We start from the raw sequence: 14,325 nt of genomic DNA, 5'->3' as shown, positions 1-14,325 counted from the left end.
TCGCTGCCGTCCGACATGTCGTGGCCCAGCGCCCTTTCCGACCTGGATCTTTTCAGAAAGGGACCAGTCATGGCGTCCATATCCTTCAGCATCGAGAACGTTGTTCCCGAGTTCAGTTCCGACTATTCCACGAGCTTTTCTCGGCAATCGGATGAATTCGACCCGGTTGTTGTCGCGCTCGAGGATGGCGGCTTTGCCGTCGCCTACGAATGGCTCGATACGAACACTGGAAACGACTATTCGATCATCCTCGACATCTATAACCAGGATGGAACGATCCGAGCGGGCGGTGCGCTCTTCCCCGACACGTTCGTCGGCAACGCGATCACGGCCGACATCTCGATGACGCAGTTGTCCACCGGCGGGATCCTGGTCACCTGGACGGACACCGACGACCCCGGCATCCACCATGCGATCATCGATCCGACCGATGGCAGCACGATCGTTGCCGACACCAAGCTTCCCACTACCGATGGCAACGACTTCGTCGCCGATGTCTGGGCCCTGCCCGGCGGCGGCTGGGCGCTGGTCAAGCAGGACAATCTGAGTGCGGACGACCAGGATGCCGATCTCATCATCTACGATGCCAATGGCGCGTTCGTGCTGAGCCGTGCGCTCAATGGCAATTCCGGCTCCGATGAACAGGATCCCGCCGTCACGGTGCTGACCAACGGCAACATCGCCATCGCCTATGAAGTCGAGACGACCGACGGCACCGACACCTTCAGCATGGGCATCGAGATCGTCTCGCCGACCGGGACGGTTATCCTCGGACCGACGGTGTTCGACGACGTCGGCACGCAGAACCGTCATCCGGAAATCGTAGCCCTCGCCGACGGCGGCTTTGCAGTCGTCTACGAGGACAACGGCCCGGGGGGCGGGGCCTCCTCCATTGCCGTCTTCAATGCCGACGGCAGTGTGCGCGGGATCACGCGCTTCGATCTGGACAGCGTCGCTGACACTGACATATCGCTGACCCAGCTGCGCAATGGCCTGATCTACATCACATTCACGGATAATGTGGCAGGTACGGACATCCGTAGCGCGCTGGTCGATCCGCTCACGCTGCAGGTTCACTTCAGTCTCGGCTTGGTCGAAAATCAAGGGCTGGATCAGCGCGAATCGTCGGTGGCCGTATTCGGCAACGGCAGCATCGTCACCGCTTGGACTGATACCAATTCCGCGATCGAAGACGGAAACGTCGATCCGGACGACACCCATGTCAGCATCCAGATCGACCGGATCGTCCGGACCACGACCAGCGACGACACCGGGGAAAGCCTCACCGGCGACGGCCTGCGCGATGTGATGCTTGGCAACGGCGGCGACGACGAGCTGGACGGCCAGGGCGGCAACGATCTGCTCAATGGCGGCGATGACGACGACACGCTTCTCGGCCGCACCGGCAACGACGAACTCATCGGCGGGTCCGGCAACGATATCCTCGATGGCGGCGCCAACGTCGATACCATGACCGGCGGCACCGGCGACGACGACTATTTCATCGACAACGTCAACGACGTGGTCGTCGAACTCGCTGGCGAAGGCACCAACGACCGGATCTTCACGACCCGCAGCGTCACACTGGCCGCCGATCAGGACATCGAGGTGCTGGCGGTGACGAACATCGCCGGAACCTCCGCCATCAACCTGACGGGCAACGGCAAGGGGCAGACCCTGGAAGGCAACAACGGCACGAACACGCTCGACGGCAAGGGCGGCCCCGACACGATGATCGGCCACGACGGCGACGACACCTATTTCGTCAACCACGCCGGTGACAACGTGGTGGAGGCCGACGGTGAGGGCAACGACACGATCAACACCACCGTGACCTACTCGCTGGTCGGCCGCTTCGTCGAGACGCTGAACATCACCGCGGCCGGGCAGATCAATGCCACCGGCAACGGCAAGGCCAACACGATCAACGGCGGCATCGGCAACAACATCATCGATGGCGGGGTCGCCGCCGACACGATGGCCGGCAAGGGCGGCAACGACACCTATATCGTCGACAACATCGGCGACAACGTCATCGAGCTCGATGGCGAGGGTGACGACACCATCAACTCGTCGGTGAGCTACTCGCTGGTCGGACGCTTCGTCGAAACCCTGATCCTGACCGGCACCGGCAACAAGAACGCCACCGGCAACGGCAAGGCCAACACCCTGATCGGAAACAGCGGCAACAACGTCCTCGATGGCGGTGTGGCGGCCGACACGATGGAAGGCAAGGACGGCAACGACACCTATATCGTCGACAACATCGGTGACGTGGTGATCGAGGCCGACGGCGAGGGCAATGACACCATCAATTCGTCGGTGAGCTACTCGCTGGTCGGACGCTTCGTCGAAACCCTGGTCCTGACCGGGGGCGGCGCCAAGGACGGCACCGGCAATGGCAGGTCCAACACCCTCGTCGGCAACGCCGGTGTCAACGTCCTCGACGGAGGCGGGGCGGCTGATATCCTGGAAGGCAACGGCGGCAACGACACGTTCCGCTTCTCGTCCGCGCTCGGCATCAACAACATCGACACGATCTCGGACTTCAATGTTGCGGCCGACACGATCGAACTCGACGACGCGATCTTCTCGGCGATCGGCCTCGGTGCCCTCGCCGCAGGCCGCTTCGTCATCGGAGCGGCGGCCGGGGATGCCAACGACCGGATCATCTACAACGACGTGACGGGCGCGCTGATCTACGACAGCAACGGCAACGCGGCCGGCGGCGCAGTGCAGTTCGCCACCATTTCGACCGGGCTGGCGATGACCAGCGCCGACTTCGTGGTCGCCTGACGCGTCCACGGGATCTTGGCCGGCCGCGGGACGCCCTGTCCCGCGCGGCGCGCTTTTGCGCCGGCAGGCGCTGGATGCCGCCGATCGCCCGCTCAGACCCGGAGGTGGCCGAGCACGATCTTGCGCATGTTCCGGATCGCGGCGGCGTAGTTGAAGCTCGGGAACATCACGTTGCGAAACAGCGAGCCGTCGAGGAAGGTCGAGATGAAGACCACCGTGTCCGCCGGCTTCACCGGGCGGAAGATGCCGTCGCGGATGCCGTCGCGGATCGCCTTGCCGAGCAGCGCCGCTTCCTTGTCGTAGAATTCCTGGATGGCGCGGTCGATCCGCGGCGTGCGGTTGTGGGTGCTGGCGTAGTCGAGGCTGATCTTGGCGAGCTTCTGCAGCGGCACATACTGGCGGATGTGCACCTCGATCCACAGACTGATGATTTCCTCCGGCGACGTCGCCTTGGCGGTGATCGCCTCGAAATGCTTGAAGGCATCCTCCACGGTCGTCTCGACCGCCTTCATGAACAGCGCTTCCTTGCTGCCGAAGTAATAGTAGATCAGCGAGGCGTTGAAGCCGGTGGCGTCCGCGATGTCCTTGATCGTGACCGTGGAATAGTTCTGCTGCGCGAACAGGTCGAGCGCCACGCGCTGGAGGATCTCCGCCGCACCGGCTGTCCCGTTGACGCCTGCCTCTGCCCGGCCACTCGTCTTCTCTCCCCCCGCTCCCGTTTCGGCGGAAACCGGGTCGGTGGCGATCGCCGCCGTCCGTGCCCGCCGCGGGCGCCTTGTCGTGGCCGTCATGTAGCGTCCTTAGCTGTTCGTCGAACCGGTCGTGCAGCGCTCTGCCCAGAGTAACCCGATCCACGACGCGTCAACCACCGGCCAACCTGGCACCTTTTGCGAAAATTCGCCTGTTCTCACACGGAAATATACCATGTCGTGGTCGAGCCGCCGTCGACCACCAGCATCTGGCCGGTGACATAGTCCGCCTCGGCGAGGTATCCCACCGCGCGGGCGACATCCTCCGGCCGTCCGGCCCGTTTCAGCGGGATCTTCAGCACCTCCTCGGCAAGCGCCGGCTCGCGCTGCTGCCAACCGCTGTCCGGATCGCGAATCGGTCCCGGGCTGACGCCGTTGACGCGCAGGCCGTGGCGCGCCCACTCCACCGCCATCTGCTGCGTCAGGCTGACCACCGCCGCCTTCGAGGGACCATAGCCGCCGGCACCCGGATAGCAGCGGTGCGCCGACGCGCCGGCGATGGAGACGACGAGGCCGGAGCCCTGCGGGATCATGTGCCGGGCTGCGGCCGTCGCGAGGAAGAAGAAGCCGCGGGTATTGATCGCGAACACCGTGTCCCAGTCGTCGGCCGAAAGATCGGTCAGGAGGCCGCGCGCGCTCGCCCCGGCGTTGCCGACCACGATGTCGAGCCGGCCGAAGGCGGCGACGGCCGCGTCCACCATGCCGTCGACCGAGGCCCGGTCGCCGAGATCGCAGGCGAACGCGCGCGCGCGTCCGCCCGAGGCCGTGATATCTTCGGCAACCGCCTCGGCGCCGGCAAGATCGCGGCCCGCGCCGACGATGATCGAGGCGCCCTTCCCCGCGAGTTCCCGGACGATCGCGCGGCCGATGCCCTTCGCGCCCCCGGTAACGAGGGCAACCTGGCCGTGGAGCGGGCCGGCGGGAGGGGGTGTCGTCGCGGTCATGACGGCGTGTCCTTGCTGTTGTCGCATGGCGGATCGGGGAGCGGCGGCCTCGGCTTGCCGGCGACGAGGCTCAGGCCGCAGACGTAGCCCCAGGTCATGTTCGGGCCGATTGTGGTGCCGGAGCCGACCGCGCGGGTGCCGAAGGGATTGGCCATCGCGAGGCCGGCGGCGTAGAGCCCGCCGATGCGGCGGCCATCGGCGCGCAGCACGGCCCCGTCCGCATCGGTGCGCGGGCCGCCCTTGGTGCCGAGAAACGAGCGGTTGAACGGCATCGCCGCATAGGGCGGCCGGCAGATCCGGTCCATCCGGCCGGGGTCGGTGCCGCCGGGCGCGAGCAGGTCCTGCTCTCGCTGGAACTCAAGGTCCTGCCCGGTCGCCGCGAAGGCGTTGAAGCGGGCGACGGTGTCCGCCAGCCCCTCGACCGGAACACTGATCCGGGCAGCAAGAGCCTCGATCGTCGCCGCCGTCACCACCCAGCCGGGCGCGCGGCGCAGAAAGCGGGCGATCACCGGCGAGCGCCGGAAGAAGCGGCTGTCGGTGACGAGGAAGGCCGGCAGGTGGCGGGGCAGTCCCGACGCCGGGTCGCGCGCGTCCAGCACCTCGCCGAGATTGAACAGATATTCGTTGGCAAACCGCCGGCCGTCGGGGCCGACGAGGATCGCGTTCGGCTCGCGGTGATGGAAGGTGGCAAAGCCGTGCGGCCGGCCGTCGTAGACAGCGGGGATCGCCGGGGCGATGTTGGCCTGGTCCATCCGCGCGAGCCGCGCGCCGACCGCCTCGGCCATGCGGTGGGCGTCGCCCGTGTTGGCATGCGGGCTGCCGACGAGATCGACCGGCCCGGGGAAATGCCGGGCAAGCCGTTCCGCGTCCCATTCGAAGCCGCCGGAGGCGAGCACGACACCGCGCCGCGCGCGGATCGTCGTCCGCGCGTCGCCGGTCTCGACCAGGGCGCCCGTCACATCGCCGGCCGCATCGGTCAGGAGACCGGTGGCCTTCGCGCCCAGCCTGAAGCGGCAGCCGTTCGCAAGGCATCCGGCGACGAGCCCGGCGATGAGCGCCGTGCCCTTGCCGCGTCTGCCGGTGACAAGCCGCCAGACGAGGCGGTGGGCATGCGCCAGCACCGCGCGGACGGGATGGTGGAACACGTCGGCGGCGCGCACCTCCTGATAGGTGAAGAGATGCGGCAGCGGCGGCCGGCGCAGGCGCCGCGCCAGCACGCCGGCCACCCGGCGCCGGAGCGGACGCGGCGAGACCATGCGGCCTGTCCGCCTGGCGCCCTCAAGGTGCAGCAGCGGATCGGCGTCGTCGCTGAGGGCAAAGCAAAGCGGGGTCGCGGCCTCCACGAAATCGAGCATCGCCGGCGCGGCCGCCACGAAGCGCTGCCACAGCGGATCCTCTTCCTCGGCCCAGCCCTCCGGCGCGGCGGCGCGGATATAGGCGAGCGCCTGCTCCGGGCTGTCGTCGATCCCGGCCTCCCGCGCGTGTCGATTGGCCGGCACCCAGATCCCGGCACCCGAAATCGCGGTCGTGCCACCGAGCACCTCGGTCTTTTCCGCGACGATCACGTCGAGCCCGCCGGCCGCGGCGGTGAGCGCTGCCACCAGTGCCGCGCCGCCGGAGCCGACCACCAGCACGTCGCAGGTTTCCTCCACGCTCACAGCGACGGCTGTCATCCGTACCTCACGAGAAGCCGATCACCGCATGCGGCTGGTAGGGCTCCTCCAGCGCGGCGATCTCGGCGGGCGAGAGAGTCACGTCCAGCGCGGCGACGGCCTGGTCGATCTGGGCAAGCTTGGTCGCGCCGATCACCGGGGCGGCCACCGGCGACTTCTGCAGCAGCCAGGCGAGTGCGACCTCGGCCGGCGGGGCGCCGCGCGCGGCCGATACTTCGATCAGCCGGTCGACGACGCGTTTGTCGGCCTCCTCGGTCTTGGCGTAGAGGTGGGTGGTGTAGGCGTCGTTGCCGGCGCGGGCGCTGTCCACTTCGGCGTTCCACGGGCGGGTCAGCCGGCCGCGCGCCAGCGGGCTCCACGGCACGACAGCGACGCCCTCGGCCTTGCACAGCCCCATCATCTCGCGCTCCTCCTCGCGGTAGAGGAGGTTCAGGTGGTTCTGCATGACGGTGAAGCGGGTCCAGCCGTGCAGATCGGCGGTGTAGAGCGCCTTGCACAGTTGCCAGGCGAACATCGACGAGGCGCCGAGATAGCGGGCCTTGCCGGCCTTCACCACGTCGTGCAGCGCCTCCAGCGTCTCCTCGATCGGCGTCTCGTAGTCCCAGCGGTGGATCATGTAGACGTCGACATGGTCGGTGCCGAGCCGCTTCAGGCTGGCGTCGATCTCGGTCATGATCGCCTTGCGCGACAGGCCGGCGCCGTTCGGCCCCGGCCGCATCCGGTTGTAGACCTTGGTGAGGATCACCACCTCGTCGCGCCGGGCAAAGTCCTTCAGCGCCCGGCCGAGCACCTCCTCGCTCGCCCCGCCGGAATAGGCGTTGGCGGTGTCGAAGAAGTTGATGCCCTGTTCGAGGGCATGGCGGATGAAGGGCCGTCCCGCCGCCTCGTTGAGCAGCCACTTGTGGCTGCCGCCGGGGCCTGCCGCATAGGTCATGCAGCCGAGGCAGAGGCGCGAGACGTCGAGGCCGGTCCGGCCGAGCTTCACGTAGTTCATCGCTGTGGTTCCTGCGCTTTGTCCCGAGCGGGTCCCGTGGACCGGCTCATGCGTCGGCGAGCTTGGCCCGCACATAGTCGGCGAGCTGCCAGACCGGCTTTTCCAGATGGCTGAGCCGACCGGGCCGCGCGTAGCGGGACTTTGCGCCCATCTGCTGCAGCGTGTTGACCTCGACATCCTCGCCCGCGATCACCGCGCCGTTGGCCTTGGTCTTCTCCATCAGCGCGTCGAAGCCCGGCATGTCGCGGGCCGACTTGCGGACGAGGTGATGGCGGATCCACCAGGTCTCGTCGGGCGAGATCGGCAGGATCGTCGTCCAGCGCACGGCATCCACGCTGGTGCCGATCAGGTTCATCGGGAACACGTGGTAGAGGCTGCCGACCCGCATCTCCGCGTCCGTGAAGCCATCGAAGATCGGCAGGCCGGATTTCAGCACGTGTTCGGTCGGAAGGTCGGCGCGGAGCGGGTGGCGCAGGGTGATCCAGCCCTGCTCCGGGTCGGTCATGTCCTCGCCCCAGCTCTCGCCGCCGGGGCTGTGCGGCTGCAGGGTCTTCGCGTGCGCGCCGATGTGGTGGTAGCACTCCATGAAGGTCTCGACCGCGATCTTCCAGTTGAACGGACAGCGGAATTCGGTCGAGTAGCCGACGATCAGGTCGTCCACCGGGATCTTGGCGAACTCGGCGACGAGGCCGGACAGGCGCGGCGCCAGCGGAGCGGCGTCCCCCGACAGGTTGATGTAGATCGTGCCAAGCACGATCTCGGACCGCACCTCCGGCAGCCGGCAGGTCTTCGGATTGAAGTCGGCCGCCTCCTGCATGTAGGGCGAGACCCTGAGCTGGCCGTCGAGGCCGTAGCCCCAGCGGTGGAACGGGCAGGAGAACAGCTTGGTGTTGCCCTTGCCCGACACCACCGGCGCCCAGCGGTGCAGGCAGACCCGCGACATCACCCGGATGCGGTCCTCGCCGCGCACCACCACCAGCGGTTCGCCCAGCAGGTCGAGCGTGAAATAGTCGCCGACCTCCGGCACCTGCGCGATATGGCCGACCGCGAGCCAGTCGGTCCGGAAGATCTTCTCCACCTCCAGATCGAAGAAGGCCTGCGAGGTGTAGGCCGCGGGCGGCAGCGTCTCGGCCTGCGCCAGCGACTGGCCGCCGCCGGCAAGAACCTCGTCCACCAGCCGGTCGAGATCATCGGGCAGTCTTGCGGCGGAATGCGCGTTGGTATCCATCAGTGGGGACCTCCGGAAAAGGGTGGGTGTCGGGGTCGCGCGACGCGCGGGAAGGGTCATCCGCCGGGGCGGGTCTCGGCACGGATCACGGCGGGCGGCTCGTCGCGGGCCGGGCCGCGGCCGGCATCGCCGCGCGCGAAATGGCGCTCGATCCGGGCCTGGACGATCGAGAGCAGCGTGGTCGCGACGAGGTACCAGAAACAGGCGACCAGCAGCAGCGGGATGGTCTGGAAGGTGCGCGAGTAGATCGTCTGCACCGAGTAGAGCAGGTCCGACAGCGCGACGATCGAGACGATCGACGTGCCCTTCAGCATGCCGATGGTCTGGTTGCCGGTCGGCGGCACGATGAAGCGCATCGCCTGCGGCAGGATGACCCGGCGCATCGCCTGCCGGCGCGGCATGCCGAGCGCGCGGGCGGCGTCCTTCTGCCCGCCATCGACGGAATCGATGCCGGCCCGCACGATCTCCGCCATGTAGGCGCCCTCGTTGAGGCCGAGGCCGAGGATCGCCGCGGTGTAGGGCGTGATCAGGTCGTTGAACGAGCCCTCGAACAGCGTCAGGTCGACGAGCGGAAGGCCGAGCCAGTAGCGGGGATAGAGAGCGGCCAGATTGTACCAGAAGATCAGTTGCACCAGCATCGGCGTGCCGCGGAAGAACCAGAGATAGGCCCCGGCCGCGCCCGAGATGATCGGACTCGACGACAGGCGCATCACCGCCAGCACGATGCCGAGCACCACGCCGATGATCATCGTGACCACCGTCAGCCACAGGGTCGTCAGGAAGCCGGACAGCACGATCGGGTCGAACAGGTAGCGGCCGACCACCGGCCACTGGAAATTCGGATTGGTTGCGACCGACGACAGCGCGAAGCCGGCGATCACCATCACCAGCGCCACCATCACCCAGCGCAGCGGGTGCTTCGGCGTGACGACGACGAGGTCGTCGCCCGTCTCTTCGGGATCGCGCCCGGCCCTGGCGGGAGAGTTGGCATCCATGATCGTCGCTCCGTCGGCAGCTTTCGGATGACCGGTCAGCCAGGACCGGTCCGAGGCAGGACAGGCGCCGCGGGGACATGGCCCCCGCGGCGCGGCGGCGTCAGCCGCGCGGCTTGGTCGTGGTCATGTTGATGCCGAACTCGTCGAGCGCGGCATGCGGCAGGCTCCACTTCTCGAAGATCATGTCGTAAGTGCCGTTGGCCTTGATCGCCTTCAGCGCACCGAGCAGCGCCTGCTGCAGCGGCTCGTTGTCCTTGGCGGTGACGATGCCGAGGTAGTTCTGGACTTCCAGCGGGTTGGAGATGGTGCCGACGTCGACCGGATTGTTCGCCTTGAGCTCCTCGACCGCCGAGGCCTCGCTGAGGGCGAAATCGATGCGGCCGGAGAAGAGCGCCAGCAGCACGCCCGAGGCGGTCGGGTACTGGCCGACCTCGATCGTCTCCTTGCCCTGGTCCACGCACCACTTGGCGAGGGCCTCCAGCTTGTCGACGAAGTCCGTGCCCGACTGGCCGGCGGTCTTGTGGCCGCAGAGCGACAGCGCGTCGCCGGCGGTGATCGTCGCGGTGGAGGTGAGGTAGTAGAAGGCGTTGCCGTAGTCGAGCGAGTGGTTGACGAAGGTCACCTGCTCCTCGCGGTCGGTGCGGTCGGTGATGCACTCCATGGCGAGATCGTAGCGGCCGCCGGCAACCCCGGGGATCAGGCCGGCAAAGTCGATCGACACCGCCTCGAGCTTGACGCCGAGCACCTGCGCCAGCGCGTTCCAGATGTCGACCTCGTAGCCGATCATGGTCTTGCCATCCTCCAGGAACCACTGGCACGGCGGATAGTGGGCGTCGGTGGCAAGGTTGAGCACGCCGGCGCTGCGGATCTTCTCGGGCAACAGCGCATGCAGTTCCGGCACGACGGCCTGTTCGGGGATGGGCATGTCGGGGGCGGCAACGGCCGGCGCGACGGAGGCGAGCGAGCAGAGGGTGGTCACGGCGAGACCGGCCGCAACGAAGACCCGGACGAATACATTCGCAGACATTGCAACGATCCTTCTCTTCGGAAAACCCGGCCCGTCCGTGCCGGCGGCACGCCGTCTGTCGCGGCGTAGGCGGATACGGAACCGCTGTCGACACTTTCGCAAATCACATGCCAATTTAATCGAACGATTAGTTAGGAACACGAAATGGCACGGGCTTCGCAAAGCGGAGGGCGACGTTCCATCCTGCTGGCCACCCGGGGGCGAAAGCGAAGCGATGACGATGACCGAGATCGAGACGACCCGCGCCGGGCAGACGGACACGCCGATGGTCCTTGCCCGGCAGGTGAAGAAGAGCTTTCACGGCAGCCTGGTGCTGAAGGGCGTGGACCTGACCGTGCACCGCGGCGAGGTGGTCTGCCTGATCGGCCCCTCGGGGTCGGGAAAGTCCACGTTCCTGCGCTGCATCAACAATCTGGAACAGATCGACGGCGGGCTGCTGACGGTCGACGGACAGCATGTCGCTACCGCCGCGAGGGCGACCGGCTGCATCCGCTGAAGGAAAAACAGGCGGCCGCGCAGCGTGCCGACATCGGCATGGTGTTCCAGAAGTTCAATCTTTTCGCGCACATGACCGCGCTGGAGAATGTGGTGGAGGCCCCGATCCACGTGCGCCGGGAGTCGCGGTCGGAGGCGACGGAACGGGCGGAATCCCTGCTTTCCCGGGTCGGCCTCGGCCACCGTCTCCATGCCTATCCGAGCCAACTGTCCGGCGGCCAGCAGCAGCGGGTGGCGATCGCGCGGGCGCTGGCCATGCGGCCCAAGCTGATGCTGTTCGACGAGCCGACCAGCGCGCTCGATCCGGAACTCGTCGGCGAAGTGCTTGATGTGATGAAGGATCTCGCCCGTGACGGCATGACCATGATCGTCGTCACCCACGAGATGGGCTTTGCCCGCGAGGTCGGCGACAAGGTCGCCTTCATGGATCAGGGCGCGGTGGTCGAGGCCAGCGCCCCGGCGACGATCTTTTCCGAGCCGCGCCATCCGCGCACGCGGGCGTTCCTGTCCAAGCTGCTCTGAAGACGCCGTCGGCGAGGGCGTCCGCGCCGATTTCGGCAGCAAGGGCGGGAGGCAAATGCACTGAATTCAGGCATGCATACACTTGGAGCAGGATTTATGATCAGCCTCGCACTAATTGAACGTTTGATGAAATTTCATGAGCCGCGTCTGTCACCCGGTCTGTCATCCGGCCCGGCGGCATGCGGGCGGCAGGAAAGGCGCGGCACATGACGAGTGGAAAACCTGTCCGCTGGGAGGAACGCTCCTTCGAGGAGATCGCCGCCGTGCGCGACGGCGGCATCGACCTCTGCATCCTGCCGATCGGCGCCACGGAGCAGCACGGACCGCATCTGCCGACCGGCGTTGACACGATGTCGGCCGAGGCGGTGGCGCTCGGCGTCTCCGCCCGCACCGGCATCCCGGTGCTGCCCGCCCTGCCCTACGGCTGCTCGCCGGGCCATTCCCGCAAGTGGCCGGGCACCCTCTCGCTGCGGCCCGAGACGCTGTCGAAGCTGGTGCTGGAGATTGCCGAATGGGTCGGCCATTCCGGCTTCACCCGCCTGCTGATCCTCAACGGCCACGTCACCAACTGGGCACCGCTGCGCTGCGCGCTGGAGAACATCCGCACCGATCTGCCGGCCATGCGGATCGGCCTGCGCTCGCTGTGGGAAATTTCCGCCGACGTGCGCGCCTGTTACGAATACGACGGCGGCACCAACTGGCACGCCAACGACGCCGAGACCTCGCTGATGCTGCATCTGCGGCCGGATCTCGTGCACATGGACCGCGCGGTCGACGAGCCCAACCGGGCGACCTGCTGCTTCTTCTCCTACACGGTCGACCGCGAGAGCCGGCACGGCGTCGTCGGCCTGCCGAGCCGCGGCTCGGCGGACTTCGGCGAAGCGATCCTGTCGCTCGCGGTGGCCAGCCTTGCCGACCAGCTGCAGGGCGCCCTGCGTGAGCGCACCCCGCTGGAAGACTGGGTGGATGCCCCGCCGCCTGCCCCTGCCCCGCCTCGCCCGAGTTTCACCTGCACATCTCCCGGAGACCAATCCTGATGGACGCGACCGCCCCCACCAGCCCCCTTCGCCAGACGCTTGCCGACGCCGGCGTCGACTATCTGATGGCGAGCTACGTCGACATGCACGGCGTCTCCAAGGCCAAGATGGTGCCGCTGCCGCATCTGGAGCACATGCTCGCCGGATCGGAGCTGTTCACCGGCGCCGCCCTCGACGGCGTGCCTCAGAGCGTCCACGACGAGGAGGTGTCCGCCCGGCCTGACCCGGCGTCCTGCACGGTGCTGCCGTGGAACGACAAGGTCGCCTGGTTCGCCAGCGACCTGCATCTCTCCGGCAAGCCGTTCGAGGCCTGCAGCCGCAACATCCTGAAGCGGCAGACGGCGAAGGCCGCCGGTCTCGGCTATCGCTTCAATCTCGGCATGGAGGCCGAATTCTACGTGCTCGACCGGGCGCCCGGCCATGCGCCGGTGTCGGAACGGCCGCTGCTGAAGCCCTGCTACGACGGGCAGAGCGTGCTCGACAACATGGGCTGGCTCGGCGAACTGGTCGGCGCCATGAACGGCCTCGGCTGGGACGTCTATTCCTTCGATCAGGAGGACGGCCTCGGCCAGTTCGAGATCGACTTTGCCTATGCCGACGCCGTGACCATCGCCGACCGCTTCGTCTTCCTGCGGATGATGGCCAACAAGATGGTCGAGAAGCACGGCCTGTTCGCATCGTTCATGCCCAAGCCCTATGCCGACCGCACCGGCAGCGGCGCGCATTTCAACATGTCGCTCGCCGATCTAGGAACTGGCGTGAACGCCTTTGCCGACAAGGCCGATCCGCGCGGCTGCGGCCTGTCCGAGCTCGGCTACAAGTTTGTCGCCGGCGTCGTCCGCCACCTGCCGGCGATCTGCGCGGTCGTGGCGCCGACGGTCAACAGCTACAAGCGCCTCGTCAAGCAGGGCTCCATGTCCGGCTTCACCTGGGCGCCGATCTTCTGCTGCTACGGCAACAACAACCGCACCAACGCCGTGCGCATTCCGCTCGGCGGCGGCCGCATCGAACTGCGCCCGGCGGACAGTTCCTGCAACCCCTATCTCGGCGCGGCGATGGTGCTGGCGGCGGGCCTCGAGGGCATTGCGGAGGATCTCGATCCCGGCGCGCCGAACACCGGCAACATGTACGAGGTGACCGCCGAGGAACTGGCCGCCCGCGGCATCCGCGAATTGCCGCGCACGCTCGGCGAGGCGATCGACGCCTTTGCCGCCGATCCGCTGTCGCGTCAGGTGATGGGCGACGGCATGGCCGATGCCTGGATCGCCTACAAGCGCGAGGAGTGGATGTCCTACATGGCCCACGTCTCCGAATGGGAGACGAAGCGCTACCTCAAGTTCTTCTGAAAACGCAGACGGGCCGCCCGGCAGGACGGCCCGTTGCCCTCGCGGCCGGACGCGGCCGCCGGGACATCCCCCGGCCGGCGCAGGCGTCAGGCCAGTTCCATCTCGACGATGGCGCCCTGCTGCAGCCAGCATTCGGCGCGACGAGCTTCATCTTCAGATGACCTTCCACGATCTCGCCGATGTAGGAGATCTTGAGCGGCTCCTCGGCCGTGTCGTCGCCGTAGACGACGCAGAGCTGCTGGCGCGGCCCGTAGAAGCACACGGCGCCGGCGGAATGGCCGGTGGCCTCGCGGCGCATGCGGCCGACGTCCTGCGTCAGGTACATGTTCTCCCACGGCGCGATGAAGGGCGTGACGAAGAACACCATGTCGCCGATCAGCTTGCCGTGCTGCAGGGTGGATTTCACCGGCAGCTTCTCGCGGAACAGCGCCGCGATGTTCGGAACCTTGTCCTCCCAGACCTCGAACTGGCAGGCCTCTTCCCCGTCCACTTTGAGACGAACGCGCATCTTCGGAACTC

11 protein-coding genes and 1 pseudogene are annotated in these 14,325 nt (G+C 67.3%); 4 read left to right on the top strand and 8 right to left on the bottom strand.

Going from position 1 to position 14,325, the window contains the following annotated elements; translation table 11 throughout:
- A partial coding sequence (locus A6302_RS22805; protein WP_169833527.1) for a beta strand repeat-containing protein occupies nucleotides 1–2,796 on the top strand: 2,796 nt, incomplete at its 5' end.
- Between the two features lie 92 nt (nucleotides 2,797–2,888).
- Here the strand turns inward: A6302_RS22805 and A6302_RS07270 are convergent.
- The 7 genes from A6302_RS07270 to A6302_RS07240 all read right to left on the bottom strand — a co-directional run bounded on the left by A6302_RS07270 (nucleotide 2,889) and on the right by A6302_RS07240 (nucleotide 10,406).
- Complete coding sequence (locus tag A6302_RS07270) at nucleotides 2,889–3,587, bottom strand: TetR/AcrR family transcriptional regulator (RefSeq protein ID WP_083255592.1); 699 nt, start codon at nucleotides 3,585–3,587, stop codon at nucleotides 2,889–2,891.
- Between the two features lie 116 nt (nucleotides 3,588–3,703).
- On the bottom strand, nucleotides 3,704–4,489 hold the full coding sequence (locus A6302_RS07265) for an SDR family NAD(P)-dependent oxidoreductase (protein WP_069306485.1): 786 nt from the start codon (nucleotides 4,487–4,489) through the stop codon (nucleotides 3,704–3,706).
- The gene (locus tag A6302_RS07260) at nucleotides 4,486–6,162 is read right to left on the bottom strand and encodes an FAD-dependent oxidoreductase (protein WP_069306484.1); all 1,677 of its coding nucleotides are present in this window, start codon (nucleotides 6,160–6,162) and stop codon (nucleotides 4,486–4,488) included. The genes A6302_RS07265 and A6302_RS07260 overlap by 4 nt, the downstream gene beginning before the upstream one ends.
- Before the next feature lie 7 nt (nucleotides 6,163–6,169).
- Complete coding sequence (locus tag A6302_RS07255; RefSeq protein WP_069306483.1) at nucleotides 6,170–7,156, bottom strand: aldo/keto reductase; 987 nt, start codon at nucleotides 7,154–7,156, stop codon at nucleotides 6,170–6,172.
- A gap of 46 nt (nucleotides 7,157–7,202) precedes the next feature.
- A complete protein-coding gene (locus A6302_RS07250) occupies nucleotides 7,203–8,384 on the bottom strand; it encodes an aromatic ring-hydroxylating oxygenase subunit alpha (protein WP_069306482.1) in 1,182 nt (393 codons plus the stop codon).
- 56 nt (nucleotides 8,385–8,440) lie between these two features.
- Nucleotides 8,441–9,379 (bottom strand): amino acid ABC transporter permease, encoded by a 939-nt coding sequence (locus A6302_RS07245; RefSeq protein ID WP_069306481.1) that lies wholly within the window; start codon nucleotides 9,377–9,379, stop codon nucleotides 8,441–8,443.
- Between the two features lie 100 nt (nucleotides 9,380–9,479).
- Nucleotides 9,480–10,406 carry an ABC transporter substrate-binding protein gene (locus A6302_RS07240; protein ID WP_069306480.1) on the bottom strand — a complete coding sequence of 309 codons (927 nt, stop codon included), beginning with the start codon at nucleotides 10,404–10,406 and terminating at the stop codon, nucleotides 9,480–9,482.
- Nucleotides 10,407–10,620: 214 nt separating this feature from the next.
- Between A6302_RS07240 and A6302_RS07235 the strand changes: the two are divergent.
- From A6302_RS07235 to glnT, 3 genes and pseudogenes are all read left to right on the top strand, one after another.
- A pseudogene (locus A6302_RS07235) lies at nucleotides 10,621–11,423 on the top strand (amino acid ABC transporter ATP-binding protein).
- Between the two features lie 206 nt (nucleotides 11,424–11,629).
- Nucleotides 11,630–12,460 carry a creatininase family protein gene (locus A6302_RS07230; protein WP_069306479.1) on the top strand — a complete coding sequence of 277 codons (831 nt, stop codon included), beginning with the start codon at nucleotides 11,630–11,632 and terminating at the stop codon, nucleotides 12,458–12,460.
- Nucleotides 12,460–13,806, top strand: a complete 1,347-nt coding sequence (gene glnT / locus A6302_RS07225; protein ID WP_069306478.1) for a type III glutamate--ammonia ligase — start codon at nucleotides 12,460–12,462, stop codon at nucleotides 13,804–13,806. The genes A6302_RS07230 and glnT overlap by 1 nt, the downstream gene beginning before the upstream one ends.
- Here the strand turns inward: glnT and A6302_RS07220 are convergent.
- The gene (locus A6302_RS07220; protein WP_210183281.1) at nucleotides 13,793–14,314 is read right to left on the bottom strand and encodes a hypothetical protein; all 522 of its coding nucleotides are present in this window, start codon (nucleotides 14,312–14,314) and stop codon (nucleotides 13,793–13,795) included. The two genes, glnT and A6302_RS07220, sit on opposite strands and share 14 nt — an antisense overlap.
- Nucleotides 14,315–14,325 lie beyond the last annotated feature (11 nt).

Origin of the sequence: Methylobrevis pamukkalensis (genome assembly GCF_001720135.1) — a bacterium.
Lineage (GTDB): Bacteria > Pseudomonadota > Alphaproteobacteria > Rhizobiales > Pleomorphomonadaceae > Methylobrevis > Methylobrevis pamukkalensis.
This window is presented reverse-complemented; position numbering and strand designations above follow the sequence as displayed.

Bases quoted from the DNA above. Each gene is read 5' to 3' on its own strand.
- A6302_RS07270 (WP_083255592.1), bottom strand. From the start codon at position 3,587: ATGACGGCCACGACAAGGCGCCCGCGGCGGGCACGGACGGCGGCGATC.
- A6302_RS07265 (WP_069306485.1), bottom strand. From the start codon at position 4,489: ATGACCGCGACGACACCCCCTCCCGCCGGCCCGCTCCACGGCCAGGTT.
- A6302_RS07260 (WP_069306484.1), bottom strand. From the start codon at position 6,162: ATGACAGCCGTCGCTGTGAGCGTGGAGGAAACCTGCGACGTGCTGGTG.
- A6302_RS07255 (WP_069306483.1), bottom strand. From the start codon at position 7,156: ATGAACTACGTGAAGCTCGGCCGGACCGGCCTCGACGTCTCGCGCCTC.
- A6302_RS07250 (WP_069306482.1), bottom strand. From the start codon at position 8,384: ATGGATACCAACGCGCATTCCGCCGCAAGACTGCCCGATGATCTCGAC.
- A6302_RS07245 (WP_069306481.1), bottom strand. From the start codon at position 9,379: ATGGATGCCAACTCTCCCGCCAGGGCCGGGCGCGATCCCGAAGAGACG.
- A6302_RS07240 (WP_069306480.1), bottom strand. From the start codon at position 10,406: ATGTCTGCGAATGTATTCGTCCGGGTCTTCGTTGCGGCCGGTCTCGCC.
- A6302_RS07230 (WP_069306479.1), top strand. From the start codon at position 11,630: ATGACGAGTGGAAAACCTGTCCGCTGGGAGGAACGCTCCTTCGAGGAG.
- glnT (WP_069306478.1), top strand. From the start codon at position 12,460: ATGGACGCGACCGCCCCCACCAGCCCCCTTCGCCAGACGCTTGCCGAC.
- A6302_RS07220 (WP_210183281.1), bottom strand. From the start codon at position 14,314: ATGCGCGTTCGTCTCAAAGTGGACGGGGAAGAGGCCTGCCAGTTCGAG.